This is a genomic window from Bacillus sp. FJAT-28004 (assembly GCF_001280845.1).
GTDB lineage: Bacteria > Bacillota > Bacilli > Paenibacillales > Paenibacillaceae > Pristimantibacillus.
In genome coordinates this window covers 2,458,360-2,472,034 of the sequence record NZ_LGHP01000001.1, presented here as the reverse complement: position 1 = coordinate 2,472,034, position 13,675 = coordinate 2,458,360, and the positions used below count along the sequence as shown (strand labels likewise).

Below are 13,675 nucleotides of genomic sequence, written 5' to 3'. Positions count from 1 at the left end.
AAGTCTGTTTGTTTAGGTGAAATTATTCTAAAAAAAAAGCACCTTCAGTTCCACTAAAAGTGGAATTGAAGGTACTTTCGATTGGATGATAGGATGACGCTACCTGGATATGTTAACACTCGTCGCCGTTTCATTTGACACTCGAGCAGCTGCAGCTGCCTCCATCAAACCGCGAATATATCCGATTCCGTATAAGCGACCTAACAGCTCATAACCTGGATTAGCGTTATCCTCGCCTTCCATTGTCGGCACATGATCCGGTCTGGCCGGTCCGTCAAAACCGACCTCAAAGTACGTTTGCATCGCCTCTAACATATTCGTTTGCCCGTCATCGTGGAACGTTTCCTCAAACTTCTCCGGTGTTCCTTTAACATCGCGAAAATGTACGAAAAACATTTTATCCTGATTCGCAAAGTGTCGGATTATGCTCGGAATATGTTCTCCAGCTGTAGCTAATGTTCCTTGGCATAAAGTAATCCCATTATATGCGCTTGGAACTAAATCTATAGCCCGCTGCAGGGCTGCTGCGCTTGTCAATATTCGCGATATGCCTCTAATCGGTGTAATCGGAGGATCATCCGGATGAAGCGCAAGCTTTACTTTCGCCTGCTCTGCAACGGGGACTACATGTTCCATGAAATATTGAAGATTTTCCCAAAGCTGCTCCTCACTAATCCTCCCTGCCTCGGTTAACGGTGCATCCTTCATTAGGCTGTGATCATAGCTGGAGACAAGCGCTCCGCCGCGCGTCCTTGTTGTTGTAGACGTTCGAAACCAATTGAATTGAGCCATGAAATTGTAGCAAAGAACGGGAATTCCTGCTGCACCCATGTTCGTAATAAATTGTTGGAACACTTCGATCTCGGCGTCTCTCCCAGCCGTTCCAAGCTTAATTTCGTTGCTCGGAGGCATCGATTCAATGACGTTAAGCGTAAGACCAAAATCGGCAAACCTCTGTTTCATTCGGATAAGGGGCATTAGATCCCATGGTTTTTCCAGCTTTTCCTCCCATGGCAAGCCCCCCACTGCGTAATCGACACCAAGCTGCTTCGTCAAATGCCATAGTCTGTTCGGTTGAGACGGAAATACTTCTGCTAATTGCATCTAATTAACACCTCCATTTTTTTATTAGCCAGCAACTTTTGCTGCCAAATCCTTGCCCATCTTGTCTATCTTGTTGTAAGCATCTTCAATCGATTGCTGTCCGAATGTAACAGCCTCCATCTCTTTCTTATACGTATCGACCCATTCTGAGAAACCTGCTGCCGGAGGGTAGAACGGCAAAGCCTTGTCTAGCGAGAGATCATAAATTTCTTTACCGAGCTTATCTTTAGCCTCAAGGGTAGGCTCCAGCTCTTTATAAATGTCAGGGTTAATCGGAATGCCGCGTGTGAGACCAAGCGCTTTACCGGCTTCTTTATCCGTAATAAACCACCTTAGAAAGTTTTTTGCTTCGTCTTTATTTTTAGAATTCGCACTTACGCTCATGAAGATCGTTGATTGCGCCCAGCCGCCCCCAGATGGTCCAACAGGGAGGTTAACCACGCCAACCTTTCCTGGCATTAGCTGCTCTAAAGCGCTGACCGAGCCGGTTGTTGCGCCTCTTGTCATCACGACACCGGATGCCATTGGATCAGCTTGCGGGTCATTTTCCAGAAAAGCAGCTGCTTTTTCGGCTGGAGGTACGATCTTAGCTTTGCGGAACTCCTCATACGTCTGGTAGAAGGTCATAAACAAATCCTTATCGAGCGTAAAGGTTTTCCCGCCATCGGACATTACTGGCGGCTTGCCCATCGACGTCTGATAATAGTTAAAGCTATCCCATGTAGTCGTATCGCCTATTGGATATTTACCATCGGGCAGCTTCGCCCGAGCGTCTCTTGCCCACTGAAAAAATTCATCATAAGTCCAATCCTTATGCGGAAGTGCAATGCCGTGTTGCTCCAGCTCCGCTTTATTGAACGCCAAGCCTTGCGCATTCTGGCTAAGCGGAATACCGTATAACTTCCCGTCGATTTGTAAATTAGAAATAACGGATGGATCAACGATACCGCTAAGATCGATGTCGGAGAGATCCTCAAGTTGACCGCGTGATACATATTCTTGAATGTAGGCAGCATCCATTTGCAGCACGTCAGTTATAGACTTCGAGGCAGCAAGTGTCGGAAGCTTCTGCCAAAACGCATCCCATGCCATAAACTCCGGCTTAAAAGAAACGTTTGTATTTTGCTGCGAGTAAATTTCAAGCGCTTTTTTCGTTGCCTCGTGGCGGGCATCGGGCCCCCACCACATAATGCTCAGCGTCGTTTTGGCGCCAGAATCTTTACCGCCTTGATCATCTGGCTTTGCTGTGCTCTTCGTTCCTTCGTTCGTCTGATTCTCTTCATTGCTGCTGCCGCTTCCGCTGCAAGCGGTCAACACAAGCAGTAATGCCAGCATCAACAGCCCAAAGCTCTTTGACCAGTTTTTGTTCATCACCTTGCATCCCCATTTCATTTATAAAATGTAATACCTTACCCTTTTAACCCTGTAGTAGCTATTCCTTCGACAAAGTGCTTCTGCGCAAAGAAAAAGATGATGACCGAAGGAAAGATCGACAGCAAGGACATCGCAAGCAATTGTCCCCACTGGATATCGAATTGATCAATGAACATACGAAGCGCTAACCCAACGGTGAATTTATCGACGGAACTTAAATAAAGCACTTGAGCAAAGAAGTCGTCCCAGCTCCATATAAACGTGAAGATCGCTACCGTAACTAGCGCTGGCTTCAGCAAAGGCAGTATCACTCTTAAAAAAATGCCGTATACGCTTGCGCCGTCAATCGTTGCAGCCTCATCCAAATCTTTAGGAATGCCACGAATAAATTGCACGAGTAAAAAGATAAAGAATGCGCCGCCTCCGAAAAAATGCGGAAGCACGAGCGGTACGTAGCTATCAACAAATCCGAGCTTATTGAACAAAATATACTGCGGGACTACCGTTACTTGCCCTGGTAGCATCATGGTCAGAAGTAGAATTGAAAACCAAAAACCGCGCAGCTTGAAGTTAAGTCTTCCGAAGCCATAGGCTACGATCGCAGCTGTAGCCACGCCGCCGATGACATTTCCAAGCTCCATGAGCAGTGTGTTGCCAAAGAAATGAGCAAAAGTATATTCGGATGAGAAGTGCCAGCCATCCCAATAGTTGCTCCACATTGGCGTACTCGGCCAGATCGTCGGCAAGCTGAGCTCCTCCGTCTTTTTTAAAGAGGCTCCTGCCCACCAGATGACCGGGTACAACATAAGAACCGAGAATAGGGTCAGATACAAATGGCTCGTCAGCTTGGATCGCAGCGAATTCATTTGGTTTTCCCCCCATCTGATTCGTAAAACACCCAGTACTTCGAAGCCGCGAAGTTAATAAGCGTCAAAAGTGCAACAATCGTTAGCAAAATCCAAGCAAGCGCAGAAGCATAGCCCATCTGATAATGCTTAAATGCTTTCTCGTACAAAAACATGGCATACATATAGGTTGAATTAATCGGGCCGCCCTTTGTGATAATGAATGCTGAAGTAAACGTTTGGAATGAACCAATAATGCCCAGTACGAGATTGAAGAACATAACCGGCGAGAGCATCGGCAGCGTAATGCTAATGAACTTCCTTACCTTGCCTGCTCCATCGACAGATGCCGATTCATAAAGCTCTTGCGGCACTTGCTTTAGTCCAGCTAGAAAAATAACCATCGTCGAGCCGAATTGCCATGTATTGAGTAAAATCAATGTGCCGAGCGAAGTATCCGGATTGGATATCCAGCCAACTCCCTCGACCCCAAACCATCCGAGCACTTGGTTGATGTAGCCGTCAATTCCGAACATATTGCGCCAAAGCGCTGCTACTGCGATGCTTCCTCCGATTAAGGATGGAAAGTAAATGGCTGTTCGATAAATATTCATGCCACGGATGTTTTTATTGAGTGCCAAAGCGACCATTAGCGAGAAAAATAGCTTTAGCGGTACTGAGAATAGTACAAACATAAACGTCACGCTGAGTGACTTTGTGAAGGTTGTATCGCTAGTGAATATTTTGGTGTAGTTGTCCATGCCCGTCCAAACCGGGTCCTCCAGCAAAGAATATTCGGTAAAAGACAAATAAAAAGATTGTGCGATTGGCCAAAGCGTCAGCAGTAAAAAGCCAATTAGCCAAGGGGATATAAAAATGTATCCGGCTAGATGAGCAACTCCATGTTGTTTGCTTTTCGTTTTTGCTAGCTTGCTTTTGGGTATAGCTGTTGACGTAGTCTCAGTCTTCACTCCAATCATCTCCTCCCCCTTCATGGATAATGTTCCTTTACTTTATACGAAAGCGGTTACATGATTGAAGGTGAAGAATTTATGAAATCGTTTGTTTTTATATAGTGTGAAAAATTCATAGATTATCGCAAAATGCCTTAAGAAAGTCGCATCGACAAATACGCGAAAGTCCCTAACAATAGATTTAGGAAGCAATCCACACCAGCCATCAACACACTATTTCAAAAAGAGGTGCTCAGATGAAATTTGATAATCCGGAAGACATGATTCAGATTACGCCGCTTTGGGAGGGAGAACGCTTTCCGAATGGACGCCCTAAGGTTTCCGAAGATGTTCTTCGCCGCATGCGTAAAATTACATTGGAGGAAGCTTGGGGTCCGCTCTGGAACAGAGGTTATGCTTACCAGTTCGAAGGGGATTTCAAAATCGTTCACCCGAATAAAATAATGGTCGGACGTGCAGTAACAGCCGTAATGGTGCCAAAACGGCCGGATCTACATGAAACCTTGCTGAGCTATGGGCATGAACAAGAGGATCGCAAAGGCTTTTTCAATCAATGGGTGATCGATTCCCTTGTGGAGGACGATGTTGCGGTCGTGGATATGTTCGATAAAGTACATCTCGGCACCTATGTAGGCGGAAATTTATCCACTGCCATCTCCACGCGCACGAAGCGCGGCGGTGCGGTGATTTGGGGCGGCATTCGCGATAATCAACAAATCGTTGAAATCGAAAACATTAATGTGTTCTATCGCGGCAGCGATCCTACTGCTATTGCAGACGTGACAATGGTAGGCATGAACGTTCCGACACGAATTGGCAAAGCCATATGTATGCCTGGCGATGTCGTACTGGGCACCCCTTCTGGCGTCATCTTCATTCCGCCTCACTTGGCTGAGCTGACTGTCGTTCAAGCGGAAAAATCACAAGTGCGAGATGTGTTCGGCTTCGTAAGGCTGCGTGAGAGCATTTATTCGACAGCGCAAATTGATGCCGCTTGGGACGTTGGGCTTTGGACGGATTTTCTGAATTGGTTCGAAAATGATGCAGCCGCAGCGGAATATCGTCATCTAAACTGGGAAGCAGAGCTTGCGGAAGCACAAATGAAGGATCGCAACGGTCCGCAAAGCGATGTTCGACTTTAGAAGCTCAGGTTGAAACGAGCGCAAGCATGTACATGCATGAAAAAAGGACTCTAGCTGGCTCACGCCGCCGATAGAGTCCTTTTATTATGAGCTGAAGCTTATTTACCAATAGATTCCCGATATTCACTAGGCGAGAGCCCAACCTTTTTCTTGAAGATTTGACTAAAATATCGCGGATCTTGATAACCAACCTTCTCTGCTACCTCATAATTTTTGTAATGAGTGCTCTTCAGCATATCCTTCGCTTTATCCATACGAATATCCGTCAAATGTTCGATGAACGTTTTTCCTGTATTCATCTTGAATAACAGACTCAAATAGGTTGGTGTCATATAAACCTTCTGAGCAACACTTTGAAGGGACACATATTGGCATTCCTGCTCCATATGATGAATCGACTTTTTAATAATGCTGCGGTGACTCTCTTTCTGGCTATGCGTGAGCACTTCCTTCAGACCAATCAGAAAATGAATAACATAATGCTTAATTTCCTCCAGCGTCGCAAGCTTCACGATCGACATGACGTCAAACCTGTCATACGTGCTAACATGCTCTGCTTCTGACAACACACGTTTCTCTATTCCTACGAGCAGCCTAACTGTCACATCGTACACGCTTTGTGTATCGAGCGGCCCCTTTTGAAGCAACACATCATAAAAAAACTGAACACTTTGTTCAATCTCCGCTGTCGTCTCCGCGGCTTTATATGCATCGAACAGCTCCTTCTCTTTATCTGAAGGGTAATGATGCAGCGATTCATATCGTCCCAGCTCACTATAATAAATAATTTTGCCCGTTCCACTATAAAACTTATATTGCAGCGCGCGTGCTGCCTGCCGATAAGAATGTACAATATCATAGAGATGGCTGCATGGCTTTCCTACCCCAATATTAAACGGCTGCCGATACTGCTCTTTAAGCATGGTCTGAATCGTTTTGATAGGTTCCTTCGACACCCATGAGAAGAGCATACCGACTCTGCCCTCTTCATCCACAAAAACGACGCTGCTTTCGTTCATTTTCTTCTGTAAAAAATCACGGATTTGTTCCAAATAAATTATTTTTTCATGCTCGTCCTCAAAATGAACAGTCGGCTCAACTAGAGCCAAAGCCGGAAAGGTGTAATAAGGATTTAGCTGAAGCCTGGATAAGCTTGCCTTCAAATCCGACTTCATTGCACTGGCATCAGACATCAAGTTTCGTAGGAAACGCTCCCTCATCCAAGTAAGAATAACATCTTCTTTAAATAATAACCCCTCGCTTAGCATTCTTCATATCCCCCTCTGGTAAGGTCGACTTGTGAAATGAATGACTTTAATTGAGATGAATCATTTTGTAAGAGTGCATATGCAGAGTAAAGGCTTCTTCCGCTAGTGCAGCATCGCCTGAGCGCATAACATCTACCAGCCGAAGATGCCAATCAGCCAGCTCTTCTGTAGAGTAAAAGCGATTCGATATGGCCATGAACCGCATCACTTTGATTCGCATTCGATTCCACAGATCAAGAATCATATGGTTATCACAGCGTCTATAAAAAAAACCATGAAATTCCATATCCAGCTCCAAAATGTTCAATATATCATTTTGCTCATGAGCGAGATCCATTTGACGGATAATATCTTCTAAGTAGTTAAAATCATTTTCGTTTAATTGCTTCATGGATTGTCGTACAGCAAAACCTTCAATGATCTCTCTCAGCTCGAAAATATCTTTAATTTCCTTATCCGTTATGTAAGAAACAATCGATCCCTTATTTGGAATACCCGTTATAAATCCAGCTGACTTCAATCTCTCCAGCGCTTCGCGAACCGGTGCTTGACTGATGTTGAATTTCTTGGCGATCTCAAGCACGAGCAATCTAGCACCCGGCTGCAGCTCACCTGCTAGAATTTCTTTCTTCAATGCAGTGTAGACCTGCTCGCTAATCGAGTTAACTAAAGGAATCGGCATGTTCTCAAACATCAATTTCACTTCTCCGTTTCCGATTATCGATTATCGATAATCTGCTTTATAACAAGATTATAGAACCAATTCCTATTTATAACAACCGATTATATTGTCGAATAAATATTTTTTTTGGCTTTATCTAGTCATGCAAATCAATAGAGAATATAATAGAGATTGGTTAATATCCGATAAAATTACTTGGACAAATGGAGATTTAATGATGAATGTAAAGCAGCCGACAATAAAAAAACAAGTTTTTGATCTCATTATTCGCGATGGACTCGTTTCCAAAGCAGCCTTAATGGCGCGACTATCGATAACTTCCACCAGCTTGTCGAGATTGCTGGAGGAATTACTGACGGATGGTCTAATTCTTGCTTCTGAGCTAGGACGTTCTACTGGTGGACGAAAACCTATCTTATATCGCGTCAATCCGGAGCATCGTGCTGTATTTGGTTTGGAAATTTCCCGGTTTTTCTCATCTATAGGCTTGTACGACTTGAATTTAAAGCCGATTGCTTTCGAGCGATGGAAAATGGATGAGCGAATGACGCCGGAGACACTAGTGACCAAAATCACTAAAATCGCAGAACGTATGATGAGTGACTTTAACATTGATCGTGATAAAGTGATTGGAATCGGGATTGGTGCCGTAGGCCCCTTAAGTCGTGAAGATGGCGTTATATTGAAACCCCGCTATTTTCCTGCGCGAGGCTGGGTAGATATTCCCATCTGTGACTGGTTAGAGCAGCGGCTTGGCATGCCTGCCCTACTCGATAATGGAGCGAACACAGCAATTATTGGCGAGCACTGGGCGCTGCGCAATGAAGAGCTTGAGCATATGCTTTATGTTCATGCGGGAGTTGGCTTGCGTACCTCCATGATGTCCGGTGGACAAATCGTTAGAGGCGCCGTAGATATGGAAGGCTCATTCGGTCAAATGATCATTCAGACGGATGGTCCAAGGCTTGGTGACGATGGTAACTATGGAGCGCTTGAGGCGCTTGTTTCCATTCCGGCGCTGGAGAAGAAAATACGCTCTCAATTAAAGCTTGGCCGATCAAGCTCGTTAATCGATATTCCGCCAGAAGAAATTCAATTTGATGCTCTTCAAAAAGCTTATATACAAAAAGATGCATTCATTACGGAGCAATTTCTACAAACGGCTACCTATCTTGGAATAGGTATCGCTAATCTTATAAATATATTGCATCCAGAAGCCGTCATATTAGGTGGTCCGCTCGTCAATGTGGATAAAACAATCTATGAAACGGTGATTCAAGTTGCACGGAGCAATATTTATTACTCGCCACAATATGAACCCAAATTTTCGCAAGGCCAACTGACTGAGGATGCCGTGACCGCTGGTGCGGCAATTATGCTGCTTCAGGATTGGGAGCTAAGTTAGAAGAAAAGAAAGAACGATGCTGGTTAACACCTGCATCGTTCTTTCTTTTATGAATCAATGGCCTCTTTGTATAGTCGGATCATATATTTCAACAAACCCGCATTGCATACAGGAAACGAATAAATAATGTTGATATTGAATGTTTAAAAGCTTGCTAACTCCTGCACCTGTCATGGCCACTTCATTTATGTCGCATTCATCATGGTAACATTTTGTGCATTTGAACGAATTTGCAATTCTGCTGTTTATATCACGCTCATCCAGCTCGAGCACAGAATCTTCCAGCTCATGTTCCTGCTCTTCAAGGAAGGGAACTAAATGCTCATCTAGAACTTCTTGTTTACATTCCGGACAATAATTATGCTCGAGAATAACATGGTTGCTGCACCAAGGACATTCAATCATGAAGATACTCCTTCCTTCTAATACGTTCTCAAAAGCAAACTTATGTGAACGATTGCTCAGTATAACGGCATATAAAGATATTCGTTGCTGCGTTGCCATTTCCTTTCCTTTTATACAACCGCGAAAAAAAGACAAAACATCTCTTTCGATGTTTTGTCTTCTTGCGTTAAGAATCCTTCGATCTGTTGGCCATATCGATGATCATTACGATAAGCACGAGTAGTTGAATGAGCAATTCGATACTCATTGCAATCCCTCCTAGCTGCATGTAATGCTCCTTCGCTGCGGCCTCTCCTCTCGTTCCCTTGCCTAACGAACATCTCCCATTACCATATCTATGGTCGAAACTTAAATTTTATGACGGATATTCGTACGGCGACTGCAGCCATAAAGATTGATGTAAGACATACAGCGACAAAATGAATCAAGCTATTTGTGATGAATAAAGCCTCTAGCTTCACAAACTCAGCTGCGCCTCGAACAAGCACGATAGCGATCGGGTGTAAAATGTAAATCCATACTCGCCACTCCCTGAATGCTTTGCCTGTTCGGCCTTTCCAGGATAATGCCCATTGAAACAAAAAATAAGTTGCAGGCCAAGCAAATACGTACATACTGTCATGACGTGGATATTGTATAGCTTTCAGTATAGAGGCTTCAGTAATCATAAGAGCCAACGATACGAGAAACAAAGCGGCGTATGCGATCGGTTTTCTAGCCGGCTGCGGCTTCTTTGCTGCCCATATGCCCAATATGAGATAGATTGGTGCATAGAAAAGACCATTTCGTGTGTAGTCAAAAATATGAAACATCCATTCATAGAAATGCTTTAGAAAGGCTATGTTTTGCGTAATCCCATAATAACTATCGCCAAGAAGTCCAACGGCATAGAGCAAAGAACCAATAACGAGCAACATGGAAAGCGACAATTTCTGATACAAATAATAAGTAATAAAAAGTCCGATGATCAGCGCAGGCAAATACCACAAATGATAAAACGTTCCATCGAAAACAATATCTCTCATAAAGGATACGAAGGTGAAATGATCAGAGAAATCACCTTTGTACACATTCAAAGGAATGTATAACAAAATAGCGATCGAATATAGCCATCCGATTTTTTTTATATAGCCGAATAATGCCTTTTGATCTTTAACTTTATCTCCTGTCAGCTTCCGAAAGAAAAAGAAGCCTGTTGACATAAAAAATATGGGCACCGCTAAGCGCGAGATGATACCGCTAAATAGAAAATCGGTATATTCGTTATAGGAAAGCAGAGGGCTGGTATGGTTGGCAATAACGAATAGGGCCGCAATAAATTTAAGCCAGTCGAGCCCGCTGTAATTTGGTTTAGAGACCATGCGTTATTTGCCCTTTTCCGGTGAAAGCCGTGACGATAAAACCATCCCTGTTATTGCCTGATAAACGATACAGATCACCATTTATAATCGGAACGGACGTGGTTAGTCCATCCTCTGCCGGCACATAATAAATCTGTACAAGCATGCTCTCCGTTTCGACGGTGAGATAATCTCCGCCATACCTAAATTTTCGGACAAAATCGATGTATTCCTCTAAGCACAAATCATGCTGCTCCATGATTTCGGCATGTGGATAACCAACATAACGGAAATGCCATGGCTCACAAGAGATGTTTGTAATGGCCTCTTTTCCTGCTTTGTACCTCTGAATAAAGCCATTTTCCGCAGCAAGCTGCTTAAAAGTCATATAGATACCGCTATCCGGGAAAGACGGCGCAATAAAGTCAACTTGGTCGTCAATTTTTCCAACATCAATGGCAAGTCCAGTTTGATGTTCGCTATGTCCTGGTAACGCCACATAACAAGCCGTATACTCGGCACCGTTTTCCACTAGTGAGGTTTCATAAATTTGCTCCTGCTCCTCTCTCGTTCGAAAAGCGCTAACAGATACGATGTCATTCATTCCTTGCGATTCATGAAGAAGCGCTATGAAATGCTGCAAGCATGTTTTCTCCAAAAGCATGCCATCCTCCAGCTCTATCATGTCAGGATTTGTGCTAAGCGGGATCAGCTTGTCTAAAGGAATGGGCTGTTTTATTGGGTTGGCTTGATTGACCAATACCAGATGTCCTTCATAAATTTCTGCTCGACTAACTTGAACCGCGGTATGTTTTACATAACCGCTTTCTTGAATGGTTTCTGTTTGGTTCGTTTGCCCCAATGTGTCCAAGCCTCCTCTACGTCTTTGTATTTCCTTGTCACTCTAGCTGTTAGCGACGTTGATATTTCTTGTGATACGCTGCCGATATGTGAGGCAAGCTCTGCAAACGTGATTTCTTCTTCTCCTTGTCGTCCGATTAAAGTCACCTGCGTTCCTTCAGCGCAAGGTCCAGGCAGCTTTACCATAAGCTGATCCATGCATATTTTGCCGACGACTTTTGCTCGTTGTCCGTTGACCAGCACCTCGGTGTTCTGCATACCTTGTGACCAGCCATCCGCATATCCAATAGGTACCGTTCCAATCCATTGCTCTTCATCTGCCTGATAAGAATTGTCGTATCCCAGGTACTCTCCTTTGTTCAGCTTCTTAATCTGCATGAGCTTGCTATGCAAGCTTAAGACAGGTTCAAGCTTCACAGAATGTACAAGCTTTTCCGGATAAAAGCCATACATCGCTGCACCTATGCGTACCATATCCATCGCAAGCTTCGGGAAACGAAGCGCAGCTGCACTCCCCGCACAATGATAATGGCGAATATAGAGTCCAGATTTTTTACTCCAATCCATCATCTCCATGAATCGATTCGTTTGAAGCTCAAGAAATGTAGTGTCTGCTTTGCCTGCGGTGGCAAAATGGGTATAAAACCCATCTACTACGATATCTGCCGCCGTTAGCCAAGGCACGAGCTCGTCCCATTCTTTTTGAGATTGAATGCCAATTCTCCCCAATCCCGTATCCACTTTCACATGTATCAGAAGCTTCTTGGCAGATGAGGACGGTTTGTATTTTCTCATCTCTTTGAACCATGAGGCATTTATAACGGTTAACATCAAATCATGCTCTATCGCCAAGTGAACATATTCAGCATGAATGGGTGTCAAAATAAGGATAGGCAGCGTTATTCCATATGATCTTAGGCGGAGCGCTTCTTCTAAATAAGCAACTGCCAGAACATCCGCGCCCGCTTGTTCAGCCATTTGAGCGGATTCAAGATCGCCATGCCCGTAGCCATCAGCTTTCACGACAGCCATCAGCTTGACATGGTTTGACAACGTTTCGCGAATTTGAATCAGATTGCCCCGTATATGGTTCAAATTAATCTCAGCCCAAGTATCTCTAAGCATATCGATCACCTCGTATACTGAATTGATTGTTTTTCGGCATGACGCGTGAAAGCATAATCAATTAATTTCTCGACTAGCTCTGAATAACGGGTACCATTCGTACGCTCCCACATCACCGGATACATGCTATAATTCGTAAATCCAGGCAGCGCATTGATTTCATTCAAATACAACTGACCTTCACCATCTAAGAAAAAATCTACCCTGGCAAGCCCCGAGCAGCTATGCACGTGATAAGCTTTGATGGCAAGCTCCCTAATTTGCGATGTGATTTCTTCGGATAATAGGGCTGGAATCGACATCGTAAGCTGCTTGTCCATGTATTTGGACTCAAAGTCGAAAAATACATGGTTGTGTATGAATTCACCTGGCAGTGAAGCAAACGGCTTCTCATTACCCATAACAGCCACTTGTATTTCTCTACCTAACACTTCGCTCTCAACCACGATTTTGTTGTCATACTTAAATGCTTCTGTAATGCCTGCAACCAACTCTTGTTTGCCGTGGCATCTGCTTATGCCGATGCTTGATCCAAGTGAAGCAGGCTTCACATAACAAGGATAGCCAATCGTTTCCTCTGCCTTTTGCAGCACTTGCGAATGATCTTCCAGCCATTGATCATATCGATATACCAGATAATCGACCTGATGAATATCAGCTTGCGCTAACAGCTGCTTCGATATGGCTTTGTCCAGCGTAAGAGCTGAGGACAATACACCATTTCCAACATACGGAACATTGAGCAATTCCAGCAGTCCTTGTACGGTTCCATCCTCTCCATACGAGCCATGCAGCAGCGGCAAGACGACTTTTTTCCCTGATAATGCTAATTGATTAATTAACACCTGTCCGATGGACTGAGCTTCGCTCCTATGCTTCGGCAAGGCAATGAGATCGTTTAATTGAAGTCCTTCACGATTTAGCTTGTCTGGCGTACACCATAGTCCTTCACGAGTAATATAGATTGGGAATACTTCAAATTTAGAATCATCTATAGAATTTATGACCGTATATGCTGTTTTTAATGAAACCTCATGCTCGACGGATTTACCACCGTATAGGACATAGAGTTTTGTTTGCATGAAAAAAACCTCCTAAAATCGACTTGTTATCTATAACTAAAGATAACCGTCAATCGTTAAGAGGCTTG

At 44.0% G+C, this 13,675-nt stretch carries 13 protein-coding genes; 2 read left to right on the top strand and 11 right to left on the bottom strand.

Going from position 1 to position 13,675, the window contains the following annotated elements; all coding sequences use genetic code 11:
- Positions 1-99: 99 nt before the first annotated feature.
- The 4 genes from AC787_RS10550 to AC787_RS10535 are packed head-to-tail and all read right to left on the bottom strand — an operon-like array spanning position 100 to position 4,303.
- Complete coding sequence (locus tag AC787_RS10550) at positions 100-1,104, bottom strand: mannonate dehydratase (protein WP_054024737.1); 1,005 nt, start codon at positions 1,102-1,104, stop codon at positions 100-102.
- Between the two features lie 24 nt (positions 1,105-1,128).
- Complete coding sequence (locus tag AC787_RS10545; protein WP_054024736.1) at positions 1,129-2,475, bottom strand: ABC transporter substrate-binding protein; 1,347 nt, start codon at positions 2,473-2,475, stop codon at positions 1,129-1,131.
- Between the two features lie 38 nt (positions 2,476-2,513).
- Complete coding sequence (locus tag AC787_RS10540; protein ID WP_054024735.1) at positions 2,514-3,344, bottom strand: carbohydrate ABC transporter permease; 831 nt, start codon at positions 3,342-3,344, stop codon at positions 2,514-2,516.
- On the bottom strand, positions 3,341-4,303 hold the full coding sequence (locus tag AC787_RS10535; RefSeq protein WP_082360707.1) for a carbohydrate ABC transporter permease: 963 nt from the start codon (positions 4,301-4,303) through the stop codon (positions 3,341-3,343). The genes AC787_RS10540 and AC787_RS10535 overlap by 4 nt, the downstream gene beginning before the upstream one ends.
- A gap of 230 nt (positions 4,304-4,533) precedes the next feature.
- Here AC787_RS10535 and AC787_RS10530 point away from each other — a divergent pair, with 230 nt between their 5' ends.
- The gene (locus AC787_RS10530) at positions 4,534-5,439 is read left to right on the top strand and encodes an RraA family protein (protein WP_054024734.1); all 906 of its coding nucleotides are present in this window, start codon (positions 4,534-4,536) and stop codon (positions 5,437-5,439) included.
- Between the two features lie 98 nt (positions 5,440-5,537).
- Here the strand turns inward: AC787_RS10530 and AC787_RS10525 are convergent, their stop codons facing one another.
- The gene (locus AC787_RS10525) at positions 5,538-6,707 is read right to left on the bottom strand and encodes a helix-turn-helix domain-containing protein (protein WP_054024733.1); all 1,170 of its coding nucleotides are present in this window, start codon (positions 6,705-6,707) and stop codon (positions 5,538-5,540) included.
- Between the two features lie 46 nt (positions 6,708-6,753).
- Positions 6,754-7,401 (bottom strand): GntR family transcriptional regulator, encoded by a 648-nt coding sequence (locus tag AC787_RS10520; protein ID WP_054024732.1) that lies wholly within the window; start codon positions 7,399-7,401, stop codon positions 6,754-6,756.
- A 202-nt stretch (positions 7,402-7,603) separates the two neighbouring features.
- On the opposite strand from AC787_RS10520, the gene AC787_RS10515 reads away from it, so the two are divergent.
- A complete protein-coding gene (locus tag AC787_RS10515) occupies positions 7,604-8,794 on the top strand; it encodes an ROK family protein (protein ID WP_054024731.1) in 1,191 nt (396 codons plus the stop codon).
- 54 nt (positions 8,795-8,848) lie between these two features.
- Here AC787_RS10515 and AC787_RS33195 read toward each other — a convergent pair whose 3' ends face one another.
- The 5 genes from AC787_RS33195 to AC787_RS10490 form a co-directional block, all read right to left on the bottom strand.
- Positions 8,849-9,298: a zinc ribbon domain-containing protein gene (locus AC787_RS33195; protein WP_235560946.1), complete on the bottom strand. Its 450-nt coding sequence runs from the start codon at positions 9,296-9,298 to the stop codon at positions 8,849-8,851.
- A 236-nt stretch (positions 9,299-9,534) separates the two neighbouring features.
- Entirely contained in the window at positions 9,535-10,560 is a 1,026-nt protein-coding gene (locus AC787_RS10505) for an acyltransferase family protein (protein ID WP_054024730.1), read from the bottom strand.
- A complete protein-coding gene (locus AC787_RS10500) occupies positions 10,550-11,401 on the bottom strand; it encodes a D-alanyl-D-alanine carboxypeptidase family protein (RefSeq protein ID WP_235560945.1) in 852 nt (283 codons plus the stop codon). The genes AC787_RS10505 and AC787_RS10500 overlap by 11 nt, the downstream gene beginning before the upstream one ends.
- On the bottom strand, positions 11,353-12,525 hold the full coding sequence (gene alr, locus AC787_RS10495; protein ID WP_054024729.1) for an alanine racemase: 1,173 nt from the start codon (positions 12,523-12,525) through the stop codon (positions 11,353-11,355). Before alr ends, AC787_RS10500 begins: the two co-directional genes overlap by 49 nt.
- A gap of 5 nt (positions 12,526-12,530) precedes the next feature.
- The gene (locus tag AC787_RS10490) at positions 12,531-13,607 is read right to left on the bottom strand and encodes a D-alanine--D-alanine ligase family protein (RefSeq protein ID WP_054024728.1); all 1,077 of its coding nucleotides are present in this window, start codon (positions 13,605-13,607) and stop codon (positions 12,531-12,533) included.
- Positions 13,608-13,675 lie beyond the last annotated feature (68 nt).